The 20,548-nt window shown below is 35.7% G+C and carries 23 protein-coding genes; 8 read left to right on the top strand and 15 right to left on the bottom strand.

The window, feature by feature from the left end:
* Nucleotides 1–89: 89 nt before the first annotated feature.
* Entirely contained in the window at nt 90–629 is a 540-nt protein-coding gene (locus JOD29_RS00685) for a CvpA family protein (RefSeq protein WP_124762385.1), read from the bottom strand.
* A 5-nt stretch (nt 630–634) separates the two neighbouring features.
* Nucleotides 635–895 carry a cell division protein ZapA gene (gene zapA / locus JOD29_RS00680; protein WP_124762387.1) on the bottom strand — a complete coding sequence of 87 codons (261 nt, stop codon included), beginning with the start codon at nt 893–895 and terminating at the stop codon, nt 635–637.
* A 589-nt stretch (nt 896–1,484) separates the two neighbouring features.
* Here zapA and rnhC point away from each other — a divergent pair.
* Nucleotides 1,485–2,432 (top strand): ribonuclease HIII, encoded by a 948-nt coding sequence (rnhC, locus tag JOD29_RS00675; RefSeq protein WP_124762389.1) that lies wholly within the window; start codon nt 1,485–1,487, stop codon nt 2,430–2,432.
* Between the two features lie 31 nt (nt 2,433–2,463).
* Here the strand turns inward: rnhC and JOD29_RS20325 are convergent, their stop codons facing one another.
* Together JOD29_RS20325 and JOD29_RS20320 are read right to left on the bottom strand one after the other, a co-directional pair.
* Entirely contained in the window at nt 2,464–2,787 is a 324-nt protein-coding gene (locus JOD29_RS20325) for an isochorismatase family protein (RefSeq protein ID WP_476738490.1), read from the bottom strand.
* 68 nt (nt 2,788–2,855) lie between these two features.
* The gene (locus JOD29_RS20320; protein WP_239585506.1) at nt 2,856–3,002 is read right to left on the bottom strand and encodes a cysteine hydrolase family protein; all 147 of its coding nucleotides are present in this window, start codon (nt 3,000–3,002) and stop codon (nt 2,856–2,858) included.
* A gap of 256 nt (nt 3,003–3,258) precedes the next feature.
* On the opposite strand from JOD29_RS20320, the gene JOD29_RS00665 reads away from it, so the two are divergent.
* Complete coding sequence (locus JOD29_RS00665) at nt 3,259–3,729, top strand: nucleoside-diphosphate sugar epimerase (RefSeq protein WP_124762391.1); 471 nt, start codon at nt 3,259–3,261, stop codon at nt 3,727–3,729.
* 67 nt (nt 3,730–3,796) lie between these two features.
* On the opposite strand, the gene pheT is transcribed toward JOD29_RS00665, so the two are convergent.
* The 4 genes from pheT to JOD29_RS00645 form a co-directional block, all read right to left on the bottom strand.
* A complete protein-coding gene (gene pheT / locus JOD29_RS00660; protein WP_124762393.1) occupies nt 3,797–6,205 on the bottom strand; it encodes a phenylalanine--tRNA ligase subunit beta in 2,409 nt (802 codons plus the stop codon).
* A gap of 12 nt (nt 6,206–6,217) precedes the next feature.
* The gene (gene pheS, locus JOD29_RS00655; protein ID WP_124762395.1) at nt 6,218–7,255 is read right to left on the bottom strand and encodes a phenylalanine--tRNA ligase subunit alpha; all 1,038 of its coding nucleotides are present in this window, start codon (nt 7,253–7,255) and stop codon (nt 6,218–6,220) included.
* 512 nt (nt 7,256–7,767) lie between these two features.
* On the bottom strand, nt 7,768–8,529 hold the full coding sequence (locus JOD29_RS00650) for a TrmH family RNA methyltransferase (RefSeq protein ID WP_124762397.1): 762 nt from the start codon (nt 8,527–8,529) through the stop codon (nt 7,768–7,770).
* An 86-nt stretch (nt 8,530–8,615) separates the two neighbouring features.
* A complete protein-coding gene (locus tag JOD29_RS00645) occupies nt 8,616–9,728 on the bottom strand; it encodes a cysteine desulfurase family protein (RefSeq protein ID WP_124762399.1) in 1,113 nt (370 codons plus the stop codon).
* Nucleotides 9,729–9,925: 197 nt separating this feature from the next.
* Between JOD29_RS00645 and nadB the strand changes: the two genes are divergently transcribed.
* The 5 genes from nadB (at nt 9,926) to JOD29_RS00620 (ending at nt 14,418) form a co-directional block, all read left to right on the top strand.
* Nucleotides 9,926–11,512 (top strand): L-aspartate oxidase, encoded by a 1,587-nt coding sequence (gene nadB, locus JOD29_RS00640; protein WP_124762401.1) that lies wholly within the window; start codon nt 9,926–9,928, stop codon nt 11,510–11,512.
* On the top strand, nt 11,469–12,314 hold the full coding sequence (gene nadC / locus JOD29_RS00635; RefSeq protein ID WP_124762403.1) for a carboxylating nicotinate-nucleotide diphosphorylase: 846 nt from the start codon (nt 11,469–11,471) through the stop codon (nt 12,312–12,314). Before nadB ends, nadC begins: the two co-directional genes overlap by 44 nt.
* A gap of 1 nt (nt 12,315) precedes the next feature.
* Nucleotides 12,316–13,419: a quinolinate synthase NadA gene (nadA, locus tag JOD29_RS00630; RefSeq protein ID WP_124762405.1), complete on the top strand. Its 1,104-nt coding sequence runs from the start codon at nt 12,316–12,318 to the stop codon at nt 13,417–13,419.
* A 122-nt stretch (nt 13,420–13,541) separates the two neighbouring features.
* Entirely contained in the window at nt 13,542–13,751 is a 210-nt protein-coding gene (gene sspI, locus JOD29_RS00625) for a small acid-soluble spore protein SspI (RefSeq protein ID WP_124762407.1), read from the top strand.
* A 145-nt stretch (nt 13,752–13,896) separates the two neighbouring features.
* The gene (locus JOD29_RS00620) at nt 13,897–14,418 is read left to right on the top strand and encodes a CarD family transcriptional regulator (protein WP_124762409.1); all 522 of its coding nucleotides are present in this window, start codon (nt 13,897–13,899) and stop codon (nt 14,416–14,418) included.
* Between the two features lie 345 nt (nt 14,419–14,763).
* Here JOD29_RS00620 and argF read toward each other — a convergent pair whose 3' ends face one another.
* The 3 genes from argF to JOD29_RS00605 form a co-directional block, all read right to left on the bottom strand.
* On the bottom strand, nt 14,764–15,729 hold the full coding sequence (gene argF / locus JOD29_RS00615; protein ID WP_124762411.1) for an ornithine carbamoyltransferase: 966 nt from the start codon (nt 15,727–15,729) through the stop codon (nt 14,764–14,766).
* A 366-nt stretch (nt 15,730–16,095) separates the two neighbouring features.
* A complete protein-coding gene (locus JOD29_RS00610) occupies nt 16,096–17,184 on the bottom strand; it encodes a M42 family metallopeptidase (protein WP_124762413.1) in 1,089 nt (362 codons plus the stop codon).
* Between the two features lie 68 nt (nt 17,185–17,252).
* On the bottom strand, nt 17,253–17,735 hold the full coding sequence (locus tag JOD29_RS00605) for a dUTP diphosphatase (protein WP_124762415.1): 483 nt from the start codon (nt 17,733–17,735) through the stop codon (nt 17,253–17,255).
* A 92-nt stretch (nt 17,736–17,827) separates the two neighbouring features.
* Between JOD29_RS00605 and JOD29_RS00600 the strand changes: the two genes are divergently transcribed.
* Nucleotides 17,828–18,214: a sigma-w pathway protein ysdB gene (locus tag JOD29_RS00600; protein ID WP_124762417.1), complete on the top strand. Its 387-nt coding sequence runs from the start codon at nt 17,828–17,830 to the stop codon at nt 18,212–18,214.
* Between the two features lie 244 nt (nt 18,215–18,458).
* Here the strand turns inward: JOD29_RS00600 and JOD29_RS00595 are convergent, their stop codons facing one another.
* The 4 genes from JOD29_RS00595 to infC form a co-directional block, all read right to left on the bottom strand.
* Complete coding sequence (locus JOD29_RS00595) at nt 18,459–18,725, bottom strand: DUF1294 domain-containing protein (protein ID WP_124762419.1); 267 nt, start codon at nt 18,723–18,725, stop codon at nt 18,459–18,461.
* Nucleotides 18,726–19,213: 488 nt separating this feature from the next.
* The gene (gene rplT / locus JOD29_RS00590; protein WP_124762421.1) at nt 19,214–19,573 is read right to left on the bottom strand and encodes a 50S ribosomal protein L20; all 360 of its coding nucleotides are present in this window, start codon (nt 19,571–19,573) and stop codon (nt 19,214–19,216) included.
* A gap of 70 nt (nt 19,574–19,643) precedes the next feature.
* Complete coding sequence (gene rpmI / locus JOD29_RS00585; protein ID WP_106780348.1) at nt 19,644–19,844, bottom strand: 50S ribosomal protein L35; 201 nt, start codon at nt 19,842–19,844, stop codon at nt 19,644–19,646.
* Between the two features lie 31 nt (nt 19,845–19,875).
* Nucleotides 19,876–20,382, bottom strand: coding sequence for a translation initiation factor IF-3 (infC, locus tag JOD29_RS00580; RefSeq protein ID WP_124762423.1), 507 nt, complete (start codon nt 20,380–20,382; stop codon nt 19,876–19,878).
* Nucleotides 20,383–20,548 lie beyond the last annotated feature (166 nt).

The following is a 20,548-nucleotide window of genomic DNA, read 5'->3' as shown; positions in this document are numbered from 1 at the left end:
CTTTCCATAAATCAACTTTATTTTATTCGGTTCCTTGAATGAAGTTAAAAAACTTCCCTCGATTCGAGAGAAGCTAATAGAATATTCGCTTATTCAGTATAAATGTACCACCAATGTTGAAACAGTTTAGATAATACTGGTGTATGCTCAAGCATAAATCCAACAATCACCGAACTTCCCATAAAATTTTGAACTGATGGAACGGGAATAAGAGCAATTACATACATCGCAATAAATAAAACAAAATAAAATTCTGCAAAGCAAAGAACAGCCCCTAAAACACGGTTAATTGAATTCAATATAGGTAGGTATGTTAAGAAGTCAAAAATTGATCCCACAATTTGCAATGCAATTTTCACCGCAAAAAATATGACAGCAAATGCTATGACTCGATAAAATGTACGATCAACATCAAGCGAATCTAACATCAATGTCAGGGATGCATTTTCAGTAAACCCTGGATACGGTATCCATAGGACAAATTTATCTGCTAAAGGTTTATAGTATATATAGGCAACAATTAGTGCAATAAAAAAACTTGCAAGGTGAATGACTTGCACAACGAAGCCTCTTTTAATTCCTACAAGTAAACTAGCAGCAAAAATTAAAATTAGTATTAAATCTAGCATTTACTTCAACCCTTTAATCTTTTTAATTCTTCCTCGAGCTTTTCCACTTGTTCTTTTAGTTTCAAAAAATCATTAACAGTGTTTACTGCTGTTAAGACCGCTAGTTTTGCAGTGTCTAAGGATGGATTATGTATACTAATTTCTTTCATTTTATCATCTACTATGGAAGCTACTAAACGCATATGGCCAGTAGACTCAGTCCCTACCATTTTATAAGTATGACCGTAAATATCCACCGATATTCGATTTTTTTCTTGTTCAGCCAATGTGGTACCCCCTACAAAACGTAAACAATGATCATGAATTTATGAGAAAAGCGGAAGGCGCCCGCTTTTCAGCGACAAGCATAAGGCGAGCGCTGACAGAAGGCGCTCTTTGCCTTCCGAAGCGATTGACTTATGACCTCGAGCTGATGGCGCCTGGAGCTAGACACCAAAAATCAACTTAGATTAAGATTTTTAGGTGTTTTAAAAGTAGCAATTATCCAATAAAGCGACACAATTCCCTACTAGATTAGAATTTTTTACAAAATTATATATAATACCTATCATACCATTGTATGTTTGAATTAGGCAACATAACCATCGATTTAGAGCCAATTCATTACTCGAATTTGCCTTACCGTGAAAGTAGATTGCGCGTAGAATATGCTGTTATTTGACGAATTTTATTAGTTTATAAAATTTTAAATTAATGTAAAATTGAGGAAGATAACAAGCTTAGTGAAGAATGGATCGAAGAAATTTATGTTATATTTTATTGATGATTGTGTATCATGGAAAGCTTATTACTATCATAATGTAACCTGGAACTTATTTACGCAAATCAGTAGCTGATCATGAAAGGAACGAATTTATGTCAAATATCGTATTAGTACTTTCACTTGAAAAACAAAAGGAAGTAAAAGCATATTATTCAGCTTCTAAGGTTGACCGGAATGCACCAGGAGTAATCTTTGCTGCCAAACTCCCTGATACTGCTATAACCGTCTACAAATCAGGAAAAGTAATGTTTCAAGGAAGTGGAGCTGAAAGAGAGGCAAGTAAATTTGGAGAAGTTAATACTACTGCTTCACCTCAACCAAATTCTCCAGTTAAAACTAAAGGGGACAAACTTCCGGAAGATTTCCACATCATGTCCGTTATAGGATCCGATGAAACAGGAACTGGAGACTATTTTGGCCCCGTTACCGTTGCAGCAGTATACGTACCTAAAGATAAAATTGAGCTGATTCGCGAGCTTGGCGTAAAAGACTCTAAAATGCTGACAGATTCAATCATGTTAAAAATGGCAAAGGATATAATGCTTGTCTGCCCATACAGTATCTTAACTTTAAACAATACCAAATATAATGAAATTCAGGGGAAAGGCTATTCACAAGGTAAAATAAAAGCAATGCTCCATAATCAGGCTTTAAAACATGTTTTAAAAAAAATCGAGCCTGAAAAACCAGATTATATTTTAATTGATCAGTTTGCTGAACGTGATACTTACTATAAGCACATTCAAAATGAAAAAGAAATAATTCGTGAAAATGTATTATTTTCAACGAAAGCTGAGCAATTACATGTCGCTGTAGCTGCTGCTTCAATTTTAGCGCGCTATGCCTTTTTAAAAGAAATGAATCGTCTTTCTTCCGAAGTTGGGATTACTCTACAAAAAGGTGCAAGTAATAAAGTAGACGAAATGGCCGCAAAGATCTGGCTAAAACATGGAGAAGAACAATTAAAATCGATTAGTAAATGGCACTTCGCCAATACGGAGAAAGCAAAGAAGATCATCAACTTAAAACGTAAAAAATAAGAAGAAGGGGCAAAATAATTGCCCCTTCTTCTTATTTAATTAACTTGCTTATTGCTTTGAACGTTTCGCCCTTAGCAATTTGTTGCATTTCGTATAATGCCATTTCTACGCTTGTTACTTTTGCTCCTAATTGCATCATTTTTTGAATACCAATTTGACTGTTTCGTTCAGTACGTGATGAAACACAATCAACCAACACTTCCACCTCATAATTGTTCGCTAATAAATGAGCTGCTGTTTGATAAACACAAATATGTGATTCAATTCCCGCAATTAATACTTTCTTTCTTCCTGTTGCTTCTAGCTGTGTTACAAATTCTGGTGTATCATAGGCACTAAAAGTAATTTTTTCAATCGGTGTTAAATCCGTGAGATGTTGTGAAATTTGGTCTACAGTAGGCCCAAGTCCTTTTGGATATTGCTCTAACCAAATACAGGTAAATCTAACAATCTAGCACCTACTGTCACTTTCTCAATATTATTAACAATAATTTCACTTTCGTTTACAATTTGAGCTAGTTTTCCTTGGATATCAATTAAAACTAAAACCGTATCATTTGATTGAAGCATTTAATATCTCCTTTTTACTTTTAACTTTCTTCTACTCTATTTATTACATATTTTCTAGAAAAAAGAAATATTCCCTTCTTCAGTTCAGGGAAATTTATCCGATTATATTCAAGGTACTACAACTTTGAATACATTGTGATTTATCCACCAACTTCCATGAAAACTAAATTGTTTACATTTTGTTTACAGACAAATAAAATTTACATATTTAATAATTAGACCTACTTCTTTGTATTAAAGAGAGGAATTGAAATTTATGCTTAAACTAAGTTGGCTAATAAGTCTAGGGATTACTTTAATCGGATTTTTATCCATTCAACAATTTTTCACCATACAACCTGAAGGGGTTTCCGCTAATGGCAATTTAGGTTTAGTTGGAATCGTAATTGTCACTCCTTTTTTACTATTAAGCCTTTATACTACTTATCGTTTTTTCCTTGTACGAATTAAAGAAGGAAAAGACAAAGTAATGAAAATTATTTCAATCTTTGTCGGATTTTTTATGATTGCAGTACTATTCTACCTTGTGATTGATTACAAAAACACTGTCGTTACTTCATTGGAATCCAATATTAACATCGATGAGTTTCCACAATTAAATGAATTTACATTTGATATTTTCTTTAATTTTTACACGTATGCCCTAGTACATACAGTTAGCGGAGTCATCGGCACAATGGTTGGCTTCATTCAGCCAAAGAAAACAAAAGAAGAGTTAGCCAAATAAAGGCAACTCTTCTTTTCTAATTTCATTATTACTTCTACCATAAGCATAGGTAAACAATTACTATAGCTTATCGTACTTCTGCACCCGCTTCAGATAATGCTTTTAATACTTTATTATGGGCATTTACTACTTCGTCATCCGTTAACGTACGTTCTGGATCAAAGTATGTTAATGAGAAGGCTACAGATTTTTTACCTGCTTCCATCTTATCACCTTCATATACATCGAACACTTTTACATCTTTTAATAATTTTGTTCCAGCGTCACGAATAACTTTCTCGATTTCTCCTGCTGGTTTATTGCGGTCAAGTTCTAATGCGATATCACGAGTAACTGCTGGGAAGCGAGGTACAGCAGAGTATACTAACTCTTCTGTTACCGTTTCAATAATTGCTTTTAAGTTTAATTCAGCAACGAATGTTTCTTTTAAATCATATTTCTTACGTTCTATCGGGTGAAGTCCACCGATTAGTCCAACTTTTTCACCATCAAGTAGTATGGCTGCTGTTTGACCAGGGTGTAATCCATCGACAGATGCTTTTTCATAAGAAACTCGATTAGTTAACCCTAATTTTTCAAATAATCCTTCAACAATTCCTTTTGCTACAAAGAAATCTGCATTTAATTTCTCACCTTGCCACGAATTGTCAACCCATTTACCTGTCACGACAAAAGCAAGATGTTCTTCTTCATATGGAAGTTCTTCTGCTGTTTGACCAAGGAATACAGATCCAATTTCATATAAGGAAACTAATTCAGCTGAACGTGCTACATTATAGCTTGCAGCTTCAACTAAATGTGGAATTAAGCTTTGACGTAGAGTTGCTCTTTCTTCACTCATTGGCATCAATAGTTTAGTCGTTTCTTCCGCTTTAAGAGCAAATTTTTGCGCCAATTCGTCCGAAGTTAATGAATACGTTACTGCCTGATAAAGTCCAGCACCTTCCATGAAATTACGCACTATACGGCGTTTCAATTGGTAAGGAGTTAGCCCCCCAATTTGAGTATTTCCTTCAGGAAGAGTAATCGGAATTTCATCATAACCATAAAGCCTTGCGATTTCTTCTACGATATCTTCCTCGATTTTAATATCTTGTCGTCGAGTTGGGACATCAATAATGAGTAAACCGTTTGCAGCTTCTACATCGAATTTTAATCGTTCTAAAATAGCTAGCATGTCTTCTAATGAAATTTTCATTCCTAGACGAGTATTAATGAAATCTGGCGACACCACTACGCGTGCAGGTGTTTTATCTAATTGATCAACTAGAACAGTACCTTCTAGCACTTCACCATTAGCAAGTTCGACAAGTAATTGCGCTGCACGTTCTGCTGCAAGGATGACACGGTTGGGATCAACACCTTTTTCAAAGCGAGCAGATGAATCTGAACGTAAGCCAATTTCTTTTGAAGTACGGCGAACAGATTGACCGTTAAAGTAAGCTGCCTCAATTACTACCGTTGTAGTTGACTCAGTAACTTCAGAATTCGCACCACCCATTACCCCAGCAAGAGCAACTGGTTCTAAACCATTCGTAATCACAAGATTATGATCATTTAATGTGCGTTCTTGGTCATCTAATGTAATGATCTTCTCGCCTTCTTTGGCAAGTCGAACAACGATTTCTTTCGTTTCTAGTGAATCATAGTCAAAAGCATGTAATGGTTGGCCATATTCCATTAGAATGTAATTCGTAATATCCACTACATTATTATGAGGGCGCACACCAGCAGCCATTAAGTAGTGCTGTAACCAAAGTGGCGATTCAGCAATTTTTACGTTTTTAATTACTTTTGCAGCATATAAAGGATTTTCTTCTAATGCATCAACACGAAGTTTTAAATAATCTTCTGCTTTCTCAGAAACAGTTTCATACTGTATATTCGGAAGGTTTACTTCTTTCGATAAAATTGCAGCCACTTCATAAGCTACACCAAGCATTGATAAAGCATCCGAACGATTTGGTGTTAAACCTAATTCTAAAACTGTGTCACGCAATCCAACTAATTCTAATGCATCACTTCCTGGCACTGCATCTTCTGGTAATACATAAATTCCTTCAGCATATGCTTTTGGTACTAAACGGCTTTCTACTCCTAGTTCTTGCAATGAACAAATCATACCGTTTGATTCTTGACCGCGCATTTTTGCTTTTTTAATTTTAATGCCACCCGGTAATCGTGCACCCGGTAAAGCTACGATTACTTTTTGACCAGCATCTACATTAGGAGCACCACAAATAATTTGTCGTACATCCCCTTCACCCACCTCAACTTGACAAACGTTTAATTTGTCTGCATCTGGATGTTTTTCTTTTGACACAACATACCCAACTACGATGTTTGTCATTCCTTCTGAACGGTCAATTACTGCATCCACTTCAATTCCTGAACGCGTGATTTTTTCCGCTAATTCTTGTGGTGCTAAACCATCTATATCAACATATTGTTTTAACCAATTTAATGAAACTAACATGTTCGTACCCCCTTACCCTTCTGTTCTATGGAATTGTGATAAGAAACGATTGTCATTTGTATAGAAATGACGAATATCATCTACTCCATATTTCAACATCGCAATGCGTTCTGCACCGATTCCAAATGCAAATCCAGATACTTTCTTCGAATCATATCCAGCCATTTCTAATACATTTGGATGTACCATGCCGGCACCTAAAATTTCAATCCAACCTGTATGTTTACATACGTTACACCCTGAACCACCACATTTATGACATGAAACGTCTACCTCAACAGATGGTTCTGTGAATGGGAAGAAGCTTGGACGTAGACGGATTTCTCTCTCTTCTCCAAACATTTTTTTCGCTAACGCATCAAGAGTTCCTTTTAAGTCACTCATGTGAATATTTTCCCCAATTACTAAGCCTTCAATTTGCATGAATTGGTGTGAATGTGTTGCGTCATCATTATCACGACGGAATACTTTACCCGGGCAAATAATTCGAATTGGTTCACCTTTTTTCAGCTCCATTGTACGAGCTTGAACAGGTGAAGTGTGTGTACGAAGAAGTGTTTCTTCTGTAATATAGAAAGTATCTTGCATATCACGCGCAGGATGACCTTTAGGAAGATTTAATGCCTCAAAGTTGTAATAGTCTTTTTCAACTTCTGGTCCTTCTGCAATTTCATAACCCATAGAAACGAATAAATCTTCAATTTCCTCAATAACTCTCGTTAAAGGATGACGATTTCCTGTTTTAATTTTACGACCTGGTAATGTAACGTCTACAGATTCTTTTTCTAGTTGTTCCTGAATTGCTTGTTCTTCTAAAACAGCTGCCTTTTTCTCTAATTCAGCCGTCACATATTCACGCACCGTATTTACTAGTGCTCCCATTTTAGGACGTTCTTCTGGAGATAATTTCCCCATCCCTTTTAATAAATCTGTGATTGGTCCCTTTTTTCCTAAGTAAGCGACACGAACTTCATTTAATTCTTTTAAGCTCGTAGCCGCTTGCAATTTCTCTAAAGCTTCTTGTTCTAATTGCTTTAATTGCTGTTCCATTTGAAAACCTCCTTAATAAATTTACTGCTGTATCATGTTATTGAAGGATTGTAAGTTTTGAGTTTAGTCGTTTCATTCAACTTACATAACCGGTACAAATTAAAAATAAGCAAAATAAAAAACCCCATCCCTAAAAAAGGGACGAGGTTTGAATTCGCGGTACCACCCTAGTTATTGCTCTTCACAATCACTTCATTTACATAACGACAAATTGCCGGCATTCCTTTACAGCAAAATTGCTGGTCCCAGAAGCTGCTTACGAGGTGAACTTCGATATTCTGCACGCTATGTAAGCTTTCAGTCAAGGCTCACATTCCCTAAAACATGCACTGAATATTTACTCTTCTCGCTAGAACGCATTTTAATTATTATTTTTAATAAAGAATAATTTTATAACAATAACATTCTACGACAACTAAAGTTTTGTTTCAAGTATATGAAATATTACCAAAAAGTGATTATTAAAAAATTGTTCTCCATTATTACCACATATTTTTGTAACTTTAGTTAAATTATCGAACAAATTGGTATAACAAAATCCCTGTAGCCACTGCAACATTTAACGATTCAGCTTGTCCAAAGATTGGGATTATGACATTTTTATCTGTCTTTACAAGTAATTTATGGTCGATTCCACTACCTTCATTCCCTACGATTAAAGCGAATTGATTCGTTGATTCCACTTCTGTATATTGAATAGCATCATTTAACGCTGTTCCATAAACCGGAACACCTTTAGCCTGTAAATCATCTACCCAATCAAGTAAGTCTCCTTTTACAATAGGTATATGAAAATGGGACCCTTGTGCAGAGCGAACTGTTTTTGGGTTATAGGCATCTGCACAGCCTTTTCCTAAAACAACCGCATCAATTCCTACTGCATCAGCAGTACGAATCATCGTACCAATATTCCCTGGATCTTGAACGGCATCTACCAATAGTACCTTCCGCCATTTAGATTGACTTTCTTCACTTACCTCAAGTTGTTTACAGTGTGCAAATATTCCTTGAGATTGTTCGGTTTCAGCAATTTCCTTAGCGACAGAATCCGCGACTTCAATAATTGTGACATTATCCGTTGGCCACAGAAGCGGTATTTCTACATCTTCACGAATAATGATTTGTACAACTTGTTCCTTATTCTTTAATGCCTCTTCTACTAAATGAAATCCTTCTACAATGAATTCTCCAGTTTTTTCTCTTTCTTTACGAGTAGACGTAAGTTTTTTCCAATGTTTCACTAATGAGTTTTGTGTCGATTCGATACGTTTCATCCTATTTAATTAACCGCCTTTTATTTCGTTTCAATTCTTAAAAGTTAATTGTACAGCAATTATTCCATACTGTACAAACCTACATATTACATATTGATGTCTTTCGAAATTTTCATAAGCTCCTCGCCCAATTTTTCAATTTGAGCCTCTACTGTTCCTGGACCAAAGGAAATTCTGAAAAATTGACGTGCTGTGGTTAAGCTGTAACCCATTGCTAAAATTGCTTTCGTACCAGATGCGCTATTTATATCACATGCACTTCCTGTTGAGATACAAATACTCTCTTCATTTAATTTTAGCATAACAAATTGACCTTCTAACCCATTTAAACATAGTCCACATATACTTGGTAATTGGTCTTCTTTTGGAGCCTCAATTAAAGTGCAGTGAGAGTCTTCAATCAATTTACTTAATCGCAAACGTAATTTCCAATAGTAATTAACATCATATTGAAATTGTTCTATCGCTACTGCCATTGCAACAATAGACGGAGTGTCTACAGTTCCTCCGCGCACCCCTTTTTCATGGGTGACACCAGGAAATACAGGTGTTATTCTGCGTCTTGGATTAATGTAGATCGCTCCACATCCCTTTGGTCCACCTACTTTATGTGCAGATATAGTGATTGCATCGACGAACTTAGAGAATTCTTCAATTGGCAATTTACAAAATGATTGTACGCAATCAACATGATACGGAATACTGTGACGCCTTGCAATTTGTGCTATTTTTTCTACAGGTTGAATCGATCCAATCTCTGAATTAACATGCTGAATAGTAATCAATACTGTATCTTCACGTATAGATTGCTCAAGAAGATCAAGATCTATAATCCCGTCTTGTGTGAATGGGAGTTTCGTAATTTGGTAGCCTTCTCGCTCTAACGTGTTCACTGCAGCATGAACACTTGTATGTTCAGCTGCCGATGTAATGATATGCTTCCCTTTTCCAGCACGAGCTAACGAAAGAATTGCAAGAATATTCCCCTCTGTTCCACTACCTGTAAAGACGATACCATCTCGGTTTACACCTAATTTATCGGCAATGATAGTTCGTGCATTCTCTAAGTGATAAGCTGCTTCCCCACCTGCATCATGCAAGCTAGAAGTGTTTCCAAACATATTTTTTGCAGCGTGACTATATGCCTCCACTGCTGCATCAGTCATCGGTGAAGTCGCTGCGTAATCAAGATAAATCATCGGTTTACACCCTCGTTTCAAATCAATAAATTTCATCTTAAAAGTCAATTAGATTGTAACAAATTTTTGATGTATTTCGTTAAAACATTCTCTACAAGAGTGGAATTTTGCCCTTTTTTTGTATGAAATAAACTCTTGTAATCTCTTTGATTTTATGTAAAGATATGTGTCAAGACAACTGTAAAGAAGGTAGCTATATGAATATCAAAACTGACATCGTGATCATAGGAAGTGGTGTTGCAGCACTACAAGCAGCACGAGTTCTATCTCAACGTTTTGACGTTCACCTTGTGACGAAATCAGAAATAACAAATGGTAGCTCCTATAAAGCTCAAGGTGGAATTGCCGCTGTAACAAGAGAAGACGACCATATTTCATACCATATTAGCGATACGTTAATGGCAGGGGAACATCATCATACAGAACAAAATGTAGAAACATTGGTAATTCAAGGTAAGGAAACGATTAAACAAATGATCAATGAAAGCTTTCCTACCGACCGTACTCCTGATGGCTCTATTTCTTTAGGTCTTGAGGGTGCCCATAGTAAACCACGAATCGTTCACTCTGGTGGAGATGCTACAGGAAAGGCATTAGTTGACTATTTGCTAACAAACCTCTCAGAAAAAGTTCATATTCATTCATTTGAATTTGCTTTTGAACTTCTTTTAAATCAGGCCGGTGAATGTATCGGGGTTAAAACGAAAACGGAGAATCAGGAAAATTGTTATTTCGCATCATACGTAATTTTAGCAACGGGTGGAGCAGGTGCTCTATATGCATGTACATCTAATGTTTCTAATAGTTATGGTGATGGGATAGCTCTCGCTTATTTAGCAGGAGCAGAAATAGCAGATATGGAATTTATCCAATTCCATCCAAGTTTATTATATATAGATGGTAAATCAAGAGGGCTAGTTTCCGAAGCAGTTCGCGGTGAGGGTGGGTATTTTGTCGATGATAACGGCCGTAAAATTATGCAAGGTATTCATCCACTAGGTGATTTAGCGCCAAGACATATCACTGCTTATGAAATGTACAAAGAACGTGCCAAAGGAAATAATGTGTACGTTGATATATCCGAAATTAATCATTTTGAAGATAAGTTTCCTACTATAACGAAACTATGTGAAGAACATGGTGTTTCAATTAATGAGGGGCGAATTCCCATTGCTCCCGGTAGCCATTTTCTAATGGGTGGGGTTGTTGCTGACTGTTACGGTCGTACAAGTATTCCTAGATTACTAGCTGTCGGTGAGGTTGCTTGTACCGGTGTCCACGGGGCAAATCGACTTGCTAGTAACTCCCTATTAGAAGGGGTTACTTTCGGAAAGTTAATGGCTGAAAATTTATTAACAAATGGCACTATACAACAGAACTTCCAACCAGTAAAGCAACAAAAGAAACCATTTCACTTAAATTTACTTTCTGTTAGAACACTTCAAAATAAAATGTTAGAACTTGCAGGTATAGTTAGGGATTCAGAAGGATTACAGAGTTTAATAAAACAACTCCCTTCTTTTAAAATAGTTAGAACCTTAAATACGGATTCATTATGTCGTAATGAACTAGAGTTATTTTTTATGCATATTACAGCGACATTAATAGCGAATGCAGCTCTAGCTCGAACAGAATCACGAGGGGCGCATATTCGAAAAGATTATAAAGAAATAAGCAAAACTTTGGGAAAACAATGGATTATTTTTTCTAAAGGAACAATGAATGTGAGGGATAATCTCTATGAACATAATCAAACTAGAAGATATGTTAAAGCAGTTCTTTAATGAAGATATAGGAGATGGAGATCTTTCCAGTGAACTTCTATTCTCACCTACCGAACAAGGCGCATTTACATTTTATGCAAAAGAAGAAGGAATCTTTTGTGGAGAGCAAATCATCAAAACCGGATTTTCTATTATCGATCCTACTCTTAAGGTAACGCTATTACATAATGACGGTACTCCATTAAAAAAAGGTGACGAAATTGCAATAATTGAGGGTTCTTTCAGAAGTCTATTAACTGGAGAACGTGTGATATTAAATTTAATTCAACGTATGAGTGGAATTGCAACAAATGCCTTCAACGCTACTCTATTAACAGAAGGAACAAACGCTAAAATTTGTGATACAAGAAAAACGATGCCTGGATTAAGAATGTTAGATAAATATGCGGTTCGAACTGGAGGTGCTTTTAATCACCGAAGCGGTTTATATGATTGCATTATGTTAAAAGATAATCATATTTCTTTTGCGGGTAGCATAACAAACGCCGTGCAAATAGCAAAATCGAAAATCGGACATACCGTTAAAATTGAAGTGGAAATTGAGACGAAGGAACAATTGCTTGAATCGATTGAAGCTGGTGCGGATATCATCATGTTTGATAATCGTACCCCTGAAGAGATTCGTGAATGGTTACCTCTTGTTCCCGATCATGTAATAACAGAGGCATCAGGTGGGATTACATTAGAAAACCTTCGTGGTTACGCTGAAAGTGGCATCCAATGGATTTCTCTTGGGTCGTTAACTCATTCCGTTAAAGCGTTAGATATTAGTGCCTTAGTGCAAACGAAAGGAGCATATTAATATGTCTGTAACTTGCGCAATCCCGACAAGTGGTATGTTACCAGAAAAATATCGAAAAATGGACCGTGCTGAAATGGAAGCCCGTGTTCGTGAAATAAAAGAAAAATTAGGGGATCGATTATTTATCCCTGGACACCATTATCAGAAAGATGAAGTGATTCAATTCGCTGACGCAATTGGAGATTCACTTCAGTTAGCGCAAGTGGCAGCAGCAAATAAAAAAGCAGAGCATATCGTATTTTGCGGTGTTCATTTTATGGCTGAAACTGCAGATATGCTTACTACAAATGAGCAAGTTGTCTATCTTCCAGATATGCGTGCTGGCTGTTCTATGGCAGATATGGCAAATATTTATCAAACAGAAGAAGCTTGGGAACAGTTAGTTAAACTTTTCGGAAATACAATCATCCCTTTGACATATGTAAATTCCACAGCTGCCATTAAGGCATTTACTGGTCGCAATGGAGGTTCATGCGTTACTTCATCAAATGCGAAAAAAATGGTAGAATGGGCATTTACACAAAAAGAACGTTTATTCTTCTTACCTGATCAACATTTAGGTAGAAATACGGCTTTTGATTTAGGCATCCCATTAAACCAAATGGCTGTCTGGAATCCAATAAGTGGAGAGCTTGAATATGAAGGCGAGCTGGATGCTGTTAAAGTCATCCTTTGGAAGGGGCATTGTTCAGTACACCAAGGCTTTACAGTCGAAAACATTCGACAAGTTCGCGAAAAATATCCTGATATGAAAGTTATTGTTCATCCTGAATGTTGTCATGAAGTTGTTGAAGCTAGTGACGACAACGGTTCTACCAAATATATCGTAGATGCCATTACTAATGCTCCTGCAGGTTCAAGTTGGGCAATTGGTACTGAAATGAACTTGGTGAAACGAATTATCGCAGAGCATCCTGATCAGCACATTATTTCTCTTAATGAAAATATGTGCCCATGTTTAACTATGAATCGTATTGACTTACCTCACCTACTTTGGTCATTAGAATTGATTGAAAATGGTCAAAGGGGAAATGTTATTAAAGTCGATGAAGAGACTGCAGTACAAGCAAGATTATCTTTAGAACGAATGTTAGCTTACGCCTAAGTGTTAAAACCGCAAGGATTCCCTTGTGGTTTTTCACTATGCAATTTATTTCAAATTTTACTGATTTGTATGCATAGTTTTATCCACATGTTGCAAACTATTCTTCGAGGAGGAGATTATGTATGAATTTTCAAATTAGAGATGCAATTACAGCAAATGTTCAAGGTGACAGTTCTAGTGAATTTCGTAATACTGTAGAAGATGCAATTTCACGTGGAGATGAACATTTATTACCTGGACTAGGCGTTTTCCTTGAAAAATGGTGGAAAGCATCTAGTGCTGATGAACAACAAGCTTTCACAGAAAAACTATCAAAAGCATTCCAAAATTAATGTGAAAGGCTGACTAAATGTCAGTCTTTTTTATTTTTTGTTTATCCCATCCCCTTTTCGTCAACTAAGTTGACAATTTGCACAATTTATCATATACTAGTTATAGTCAACTTAGTTGACAATTCTAGATTGGGGGCAAAAATAAATGTTTAATAAAGGTGATTTAATTATTTATTCATCCCATGGATTATGTCATATCGACGATATTACAGAAAAGACTCTTTCTGATGTGACGAAAAAATACTATGAATTACATCCACTAAATAATGCAAATTTAAAAATTAGTACCCCAGTTGATAATCGTTCAATTTCTATGTTAGAAATTATGTCAAAGAAACAAGCAGTAATCATTCTGAAATCATTTAGAGAACTTGGGATCGATTGGATTGAAAAAAGTCATCAAAGAAATCAATTCTATTCTGATGTTGCTAAGAATGGTAGTCGCCTTGAAAAAGCTAAAATAGTGAATACACTAATGCGTAAAAAACATGAAATCGAAATGAATGGTAAAAAGTTTTCCGAGTACGATCGTAAACTGCTAACTATCATCCAGAGTATTTTATTTAACGAACTAGCCTTCTCCTTAGAGACAACATTTGATGAGATCCATACGAAGGTTGAGAACTATTTGCAAATTGATGAAGGTTCACTTGTTGGTGAACACTAAAATATAAAAAAAATATGCTAACAACCTAATATAGCCATTTTTGTTTAACAAACAAACTAAAAAGCAATCCAGCGTCTCCCGGATTGCTTTTTTCTATGTAGCGATGCGTCATTCCATCTTGAAATCAACATCGCATATCAAACAATTGTAGCGAGTCCCCCACAATTGAAGATTAATAACTCTTCCAGATAAGAATATTCCAACTGTATATTCTTACCTCTTCCTTAATAATTATACAACACCTAATCCCCAAAATCTAGGCTAAATAATAAATTTTTCCAACAAGTTGTATTCTTTATACGTAACGTGTAGATGTGCAGCATTAGTACAACTTATTTATAACGATTATGCAAGTAACGATACTAGTACTGCTTTTTGCGCATGTAGTCGGTTTTCTGCTTGCTCGAAAATATAAGAGTTTGGACCATCAATTACAGATGATGCTACTTCTTCTTCACGATGAGCTGGTAGGCAATGTAAGAACATATAATCTGGTTTTGCATGACGTACAAGTTCATCATTTATTTGATAACCTTTAAAGTCTACTAAGCGTTTTGCTGTTTCTTCTTCTTGCCCCATTGAAGTCCATACATCAGCATAAACTGCATCTGCATTCTTTACTGCTTCGATTGGGTCGTTTGTTACTTTTACTAAACTTCCATTTGCTTTTGCTATTTCTTGTGCTTTCTTAATAATTTCTGTATTTGGCCCATATCCTTTAGGTGTTGCTACCGAAATATCCATACCAACATGTGCAGCAGCAATCACTAATGAATGTGCAACATTATTTCCATCGCCTACATAAGCAATTTTTAATCCTTTTAATTGTCCCTTATTTTCAGCAATTGTCTCCATGTCTGCAAGTGCTTGACATGGATGATAAAGGTCCGTAAGCCCATTAATAACTGGAATTGTAGCATGATTAGCTAATTCTTTAACCATTTCATGAGAATTTGCACGAATCATAATGGCATCTAAATAACCAGATAAAACATGCCCAGTATCAGAAATTGGCTCTCCACGGCCAATTTGCATATCACGAGAATGCATGAACATGGCTTTACCACCTAATTGATTCATACCCACTTCAAATGAAATACGAGTACGTGTAGAATGTTTTTCAAAGATCATACCTAATGTTTTACCCTCAAGTAATTTAGGGCATCTACCCGCTTTAGTGATTTTTTTTAACTGTGTTGCTAATGTAATTAACTCTTCCACTTCTTCGCTTGTATAATCAAGTAACGTTAATAAGTCTTTCCCTTTTAAACTTGTTACCAATTTTAACTGTACCTCTTCTAAAAGTTTCATAATATTCCGCCCCTTATTTCAATGATGATGTAATTCATTATACATATGTATATTTATTAAATCAAGTGCATTTTTATTATTTTTAATCCATCCCTCATTTTATTGGATATTCACTTTTGTAGTATAAAAATACTACTGTAATTCTCAGAAAATTGATGTATCAAAACAATTAACAAGAGTATTTTAATAAATATTCAAAATTCCATTAATACGCAATTTATTCATGACGCAACCTTACTATATATATGCATCATTTATTAAAAAAGACATAAAAAAGAACGAAGATTTTAATCATCTTCGTTCAAATGTTCTTTTTGATCAAGTATAGAAGGTTTGGTTCCGATCAGCTCTTAATTAGCTCTTTTATTAGTCGAATATAATTTTGTTTACTGTTGCTCGGTCTAGCTTTTTAATGATTTCTACAATTAACTTAACCGTATTTTCGTAGTCATCGCGATGTAAAATGGCTGCATGAGAATGAATGTAGCGTGTAGCAACGCCAATAGACATTGCCGGTACACCATTAGCTGTAATATGGATGGAACCAGCATCTGTTCCTCCACCAGGAATTGCTTCATATTGAAAAGGTATTTTATTTTCTTCAGCAATATCTATTACAAAGTCTCGTAACCCTTTATGACCAACCATTGAAGCGTCATAGATGATAATTTGAGGACCGTCCCCTAATTTTGAAGAAGCTTCTTTTGCTGTGATTCCTGGCGTATCACCGGCTACCCCTACATCAACTGCAAAGCCGATATCAGGTTGAATTTTAAAGGTTGCTGTTTTTGCACCGCGAAGACCGACCTCTTCTTGAACATTCCCAACAGCATATACGATATTTTCATGTTTCACATCTTTTAATTGGCGTAATACATCAATGGCAATTGCGCAACCAATTCGGTTATCCCACGCTTTTGCCAATAACATCTTTTCATTTTTTAAGACATTGAATTCGAAATAGGGTGTAATCATATCCCCTGGTCGAATCCCCCACTCAAAAACTTCATCCTTAGAGGTTGCTCCTATATCAATAAACATATCTTTTAAGTCCACAGTCTTTTTGCGTGCATCTACAGGTAAAATATGCGGTGGTTTAGATCCAATTATCCCTATTATCTCTTCACCTTTACGTGTTGTGATTGTTACTCGTTGAGATAACATAACATGACTCCACCAACCACCAACTGTTTGGAACTTAATAAAACCTTTATCATCAATTTGAGTTACCATAAAGCCTACTTCATCTAAATGGCCTGCAATCATTACTTTAGGTCCGTTTTCATTCCCAACTTTTTTAGCAATTAAACTACCTAAATTATCTTGTTCAATTTCGTCTGCAAATGGTTCGAGATATCGTCTCATTACTTCTCGAGGTGCTTTTTCATTTCCGGCAATCCCATTCGCATCAGTTAATTCCTTTAACATATTCAGAGTATGATCTAATTCGGCCATTATTTCGCCCTCCTAAATAATTTCATCTTATTATAGCGCTACTATTGCTGATTTAGAATTAATTGCCCTTAATATCCAGTTCTTTGACGTTCATAATTTTTTTCATTTTTTTCAAGATATGCATTTATAATATCTTCTAAAGTAAACCCTAAGTTGTATGCTAATACGCCATAACACTGCCAAATGGCACCGTAACCATCTTCTGTAGGATTATGAATGAAAGTTAAAATGACATCTTGTGTACGTAGAAACCATTTTGTTAAATCTTCTTTCATTTGTGTTTCTGGCCATCGTTCAAATGAATATCCTTTTTCATTACCTAATGAAAGTAAAAAGTGAATCGAGTCAACAAATTCTTCTAAGATTATTTCTCTTTCGGATGGACCTTTCGTACTCCAAAACTTAAAACAGCGTGTTTCATTGGCAAGTTCTGCTAGTTCAATCATTAACGCTAGCCCTTTTTCCACAAATACATCATGTTTAATATTTTGATTCTTTTCAATAAACGAATCTAATTCTCGCTGCATCTCAAACAATTGCTTTAATTCCATAAAATATCCCTCAATTTCTTCAAAAAAATGAAACTTATTTACCCCTATAATCGTAAAGGAAATTACAACCTATTTACAAGGGGGAACTTTAATTGGCTCTTCTTCTACTTCGCATATTAATAATCGCGCTGATTATATATATATTCTATAAAATAGTGCGTTATTTAACAGACCCAAAACGAAAATTAGATGATGCTTACGAAAAAGGTCAATACTATTTTTATGATGATGTAAAAAACGTGAGAAAGAACTTTTTTATTTCTTATAAAGGTGCCCTCTTTGAAGGTGAGAAATATCTAGGTACAACCGATGATGCATTTGAAGTCGTTTCCATTTTTGTTTGGGTACACGATGCAATGAGTCTTCAAGGATTAACAAAAGAGGACTTCTTATACTTAGAAAAGGAAATTTTAATGAATTATCCAAAGGCAAAAATTAATTGGAAAAATCCTATTGAACAATTGATGAAAGAAAATTGAAAAGCACTCACTGTTTTTTTGCGACACAAAAATAAGGATTGTCTTTCACTGCACAAAGTATGCATGTTTGACAATCCACTTATTTTATATATTTGTTCCAATATTTATATCCACAGTCTAGAATGATAATTTCTTCATTATTTAGAGCACGTTGTATTTACCTTACATAAATTTATTTTCATTTAACAATCTTACTACTACTGTCGTTCGCCAAATTTTGATTCCACATTTAATACAGGAATGATTAAAGTTCATATACACGTACTAATAAAAATAATTGAATTGCCGTAATTAATGGAAAACCAAAGGCAAATGAATTATGTTTCGTTTTATGACGGAATAAATACATCCCTAATACTCCACCCGTTGCACCACCTAAAATGGCAATGGTAAATAAAGTTCTTTCAGAAATACGCCATTCATGCTTTTTTGCCCGCGTCTTATCAATCCTCATCATAATGAGTAATACAATTGACATAACAACTATGTATGCTAATAATGCATTTCCCACCTTGACCACCTCCAATTTTCTATTATACAGGAATACTTAAAATCCTACATTCGTGTCCATAAAAAAGGACAAAACCCTAAAGGATTTTGTCTTTTACACTGAATAAACCACGCTTGTTAATATTTTGCACCTGTCGCTTTGCTTTCGGTGCAGAAATAAAAAAATTGCGGCTTGTGGACCGCAAGCTTAATACAATCTATTTTGCACCTGTCGCTTTGCTTTCGGTGCAGAAATAAAAAAATTGCGGCTAAGGCCGCAATTTTAATACAATCTATTTTGCACCTGTCGCTTCCCTTTCGGTGCAGAAATAAAAAAATTGCGGCTTATGGGCCGCAATTTTAATAATATATTTTGCACCTGTCGCTTTGCTTTCGGTGCAGAAATAAAAAAATTGCGGCTTATGGGCCGCAATTTTAATAATATATTTTGCACCTGTCGCAAGCTTTCGGTGCAGAAATAAAAAAATTGCGGCTAAGGCCGCAATTTTTTTATTTCGCTACCGCTTTTTTAGCTGAATCAGCTAATTGAGCGAATGCTTGAGCATCGTTTACAGCTAGGTCAGCTAACATTTTACGGTTAACTTCGATACCAGCTACTTTTAAACCGTGCATTAAACGGCTGTAAGAAAGACCGTTAATACGAGCTGCTGCGTTAATACGAGTGATCCATAATTTACGGAAATCACGTTTCTTTTGACGACGGTCACGATATGCATATTGACCTGATTTCATTACAGCTTGGTTAGCTACTTTATATAATGTATGTTTTGAACCAAAATAACCTTTTGCTAATTTTAAAACTTTTTTACGACGCTTGCGCGTTACTGTTCCGCCTTTTACGCGTGGCATACTAATTACCTCCTGCTAATTCTTCCGAATGTTTAATATAAATCACGAACAATGTATTACATAAAATGAATTATTTCATGTAAGTTAATAGAGATCTGATACGTTTGAAGTCACCAGAAGTCATTACTTTACCTTTACGTAGGTGACGTTTTTGTTTTGTTGATTTGTTAGCGAATAAGTGGCTACCATAAGCACGGTCAAATTTTAATTTTCCTTTGCCCGTTTTTTTGAAACGCTTCGCAGCGCCACGGTGAGTTTTCATTTTTGGCATATCGAATTTCCTCCTAAACTATTCGTCAATATTACTTTTTCTCGTTCTTCGGTTGTAGAACTAAGAACATGCTTCGGCCTTCCATCTTCGGCTTCTGTTCTACCGTAGCTACTTCGGCACAAGCTTCAGCAAAACGATCTAAAACACGTTGACCAATTTCTTTATGCGTAATGGCACGACCTTTAAAACGCAATGAGCATTTTACTTTATCGCCTTTTTCAAGGAATTTAACTGCATTACGTAATTTTGTTTGGAAATCATGTTCATCAATTGTCGGACTTAAACGAACTTCTTTAATATTGATGATCTTTTGATTTTTACGAACTTCACGATCTTTCTTTTGCTGTTCGAACTTAAATTTACCATAGTCCATGATACGTGCGACTGGCGGCTTGGCTTGAGGAGCCACTAGGACAAGATCCAAGTTTGCACGAGCGGCAATATCTAACGCTTCGTTACGCGTTTTTACTCCTAGTTGATCACCATTATGATCGATTAAACGTAATTCACGTGCGCGAATGCCTTCGTTTACATACATGTCTTTGCTAATACTAATCCACCTCCGAGATTGTGTCGCGAATACATGGTTTGGGCAAGTTGCCCGGTTGAACGGTACACTTCCTATGTATGTCCATAAAAAAAGGACGGACATTTTTAGAAGATGTCCGCCCGCTGTATATACATACGCATAGTTTAGCGTATAA

The sequence above is a fragment of the Lysinibacillus composti genome (assembly GCF_016908465.1).
Classification (GTDB): Bacteria; Bacillota; Bacilli; order Bacillales_A; family Planococcaceae; genus Ureibacillus; species Ureibacillus composti_A.
This window is presented reverse-complemented; position numbering and strand designations above follow the sequence as displayed.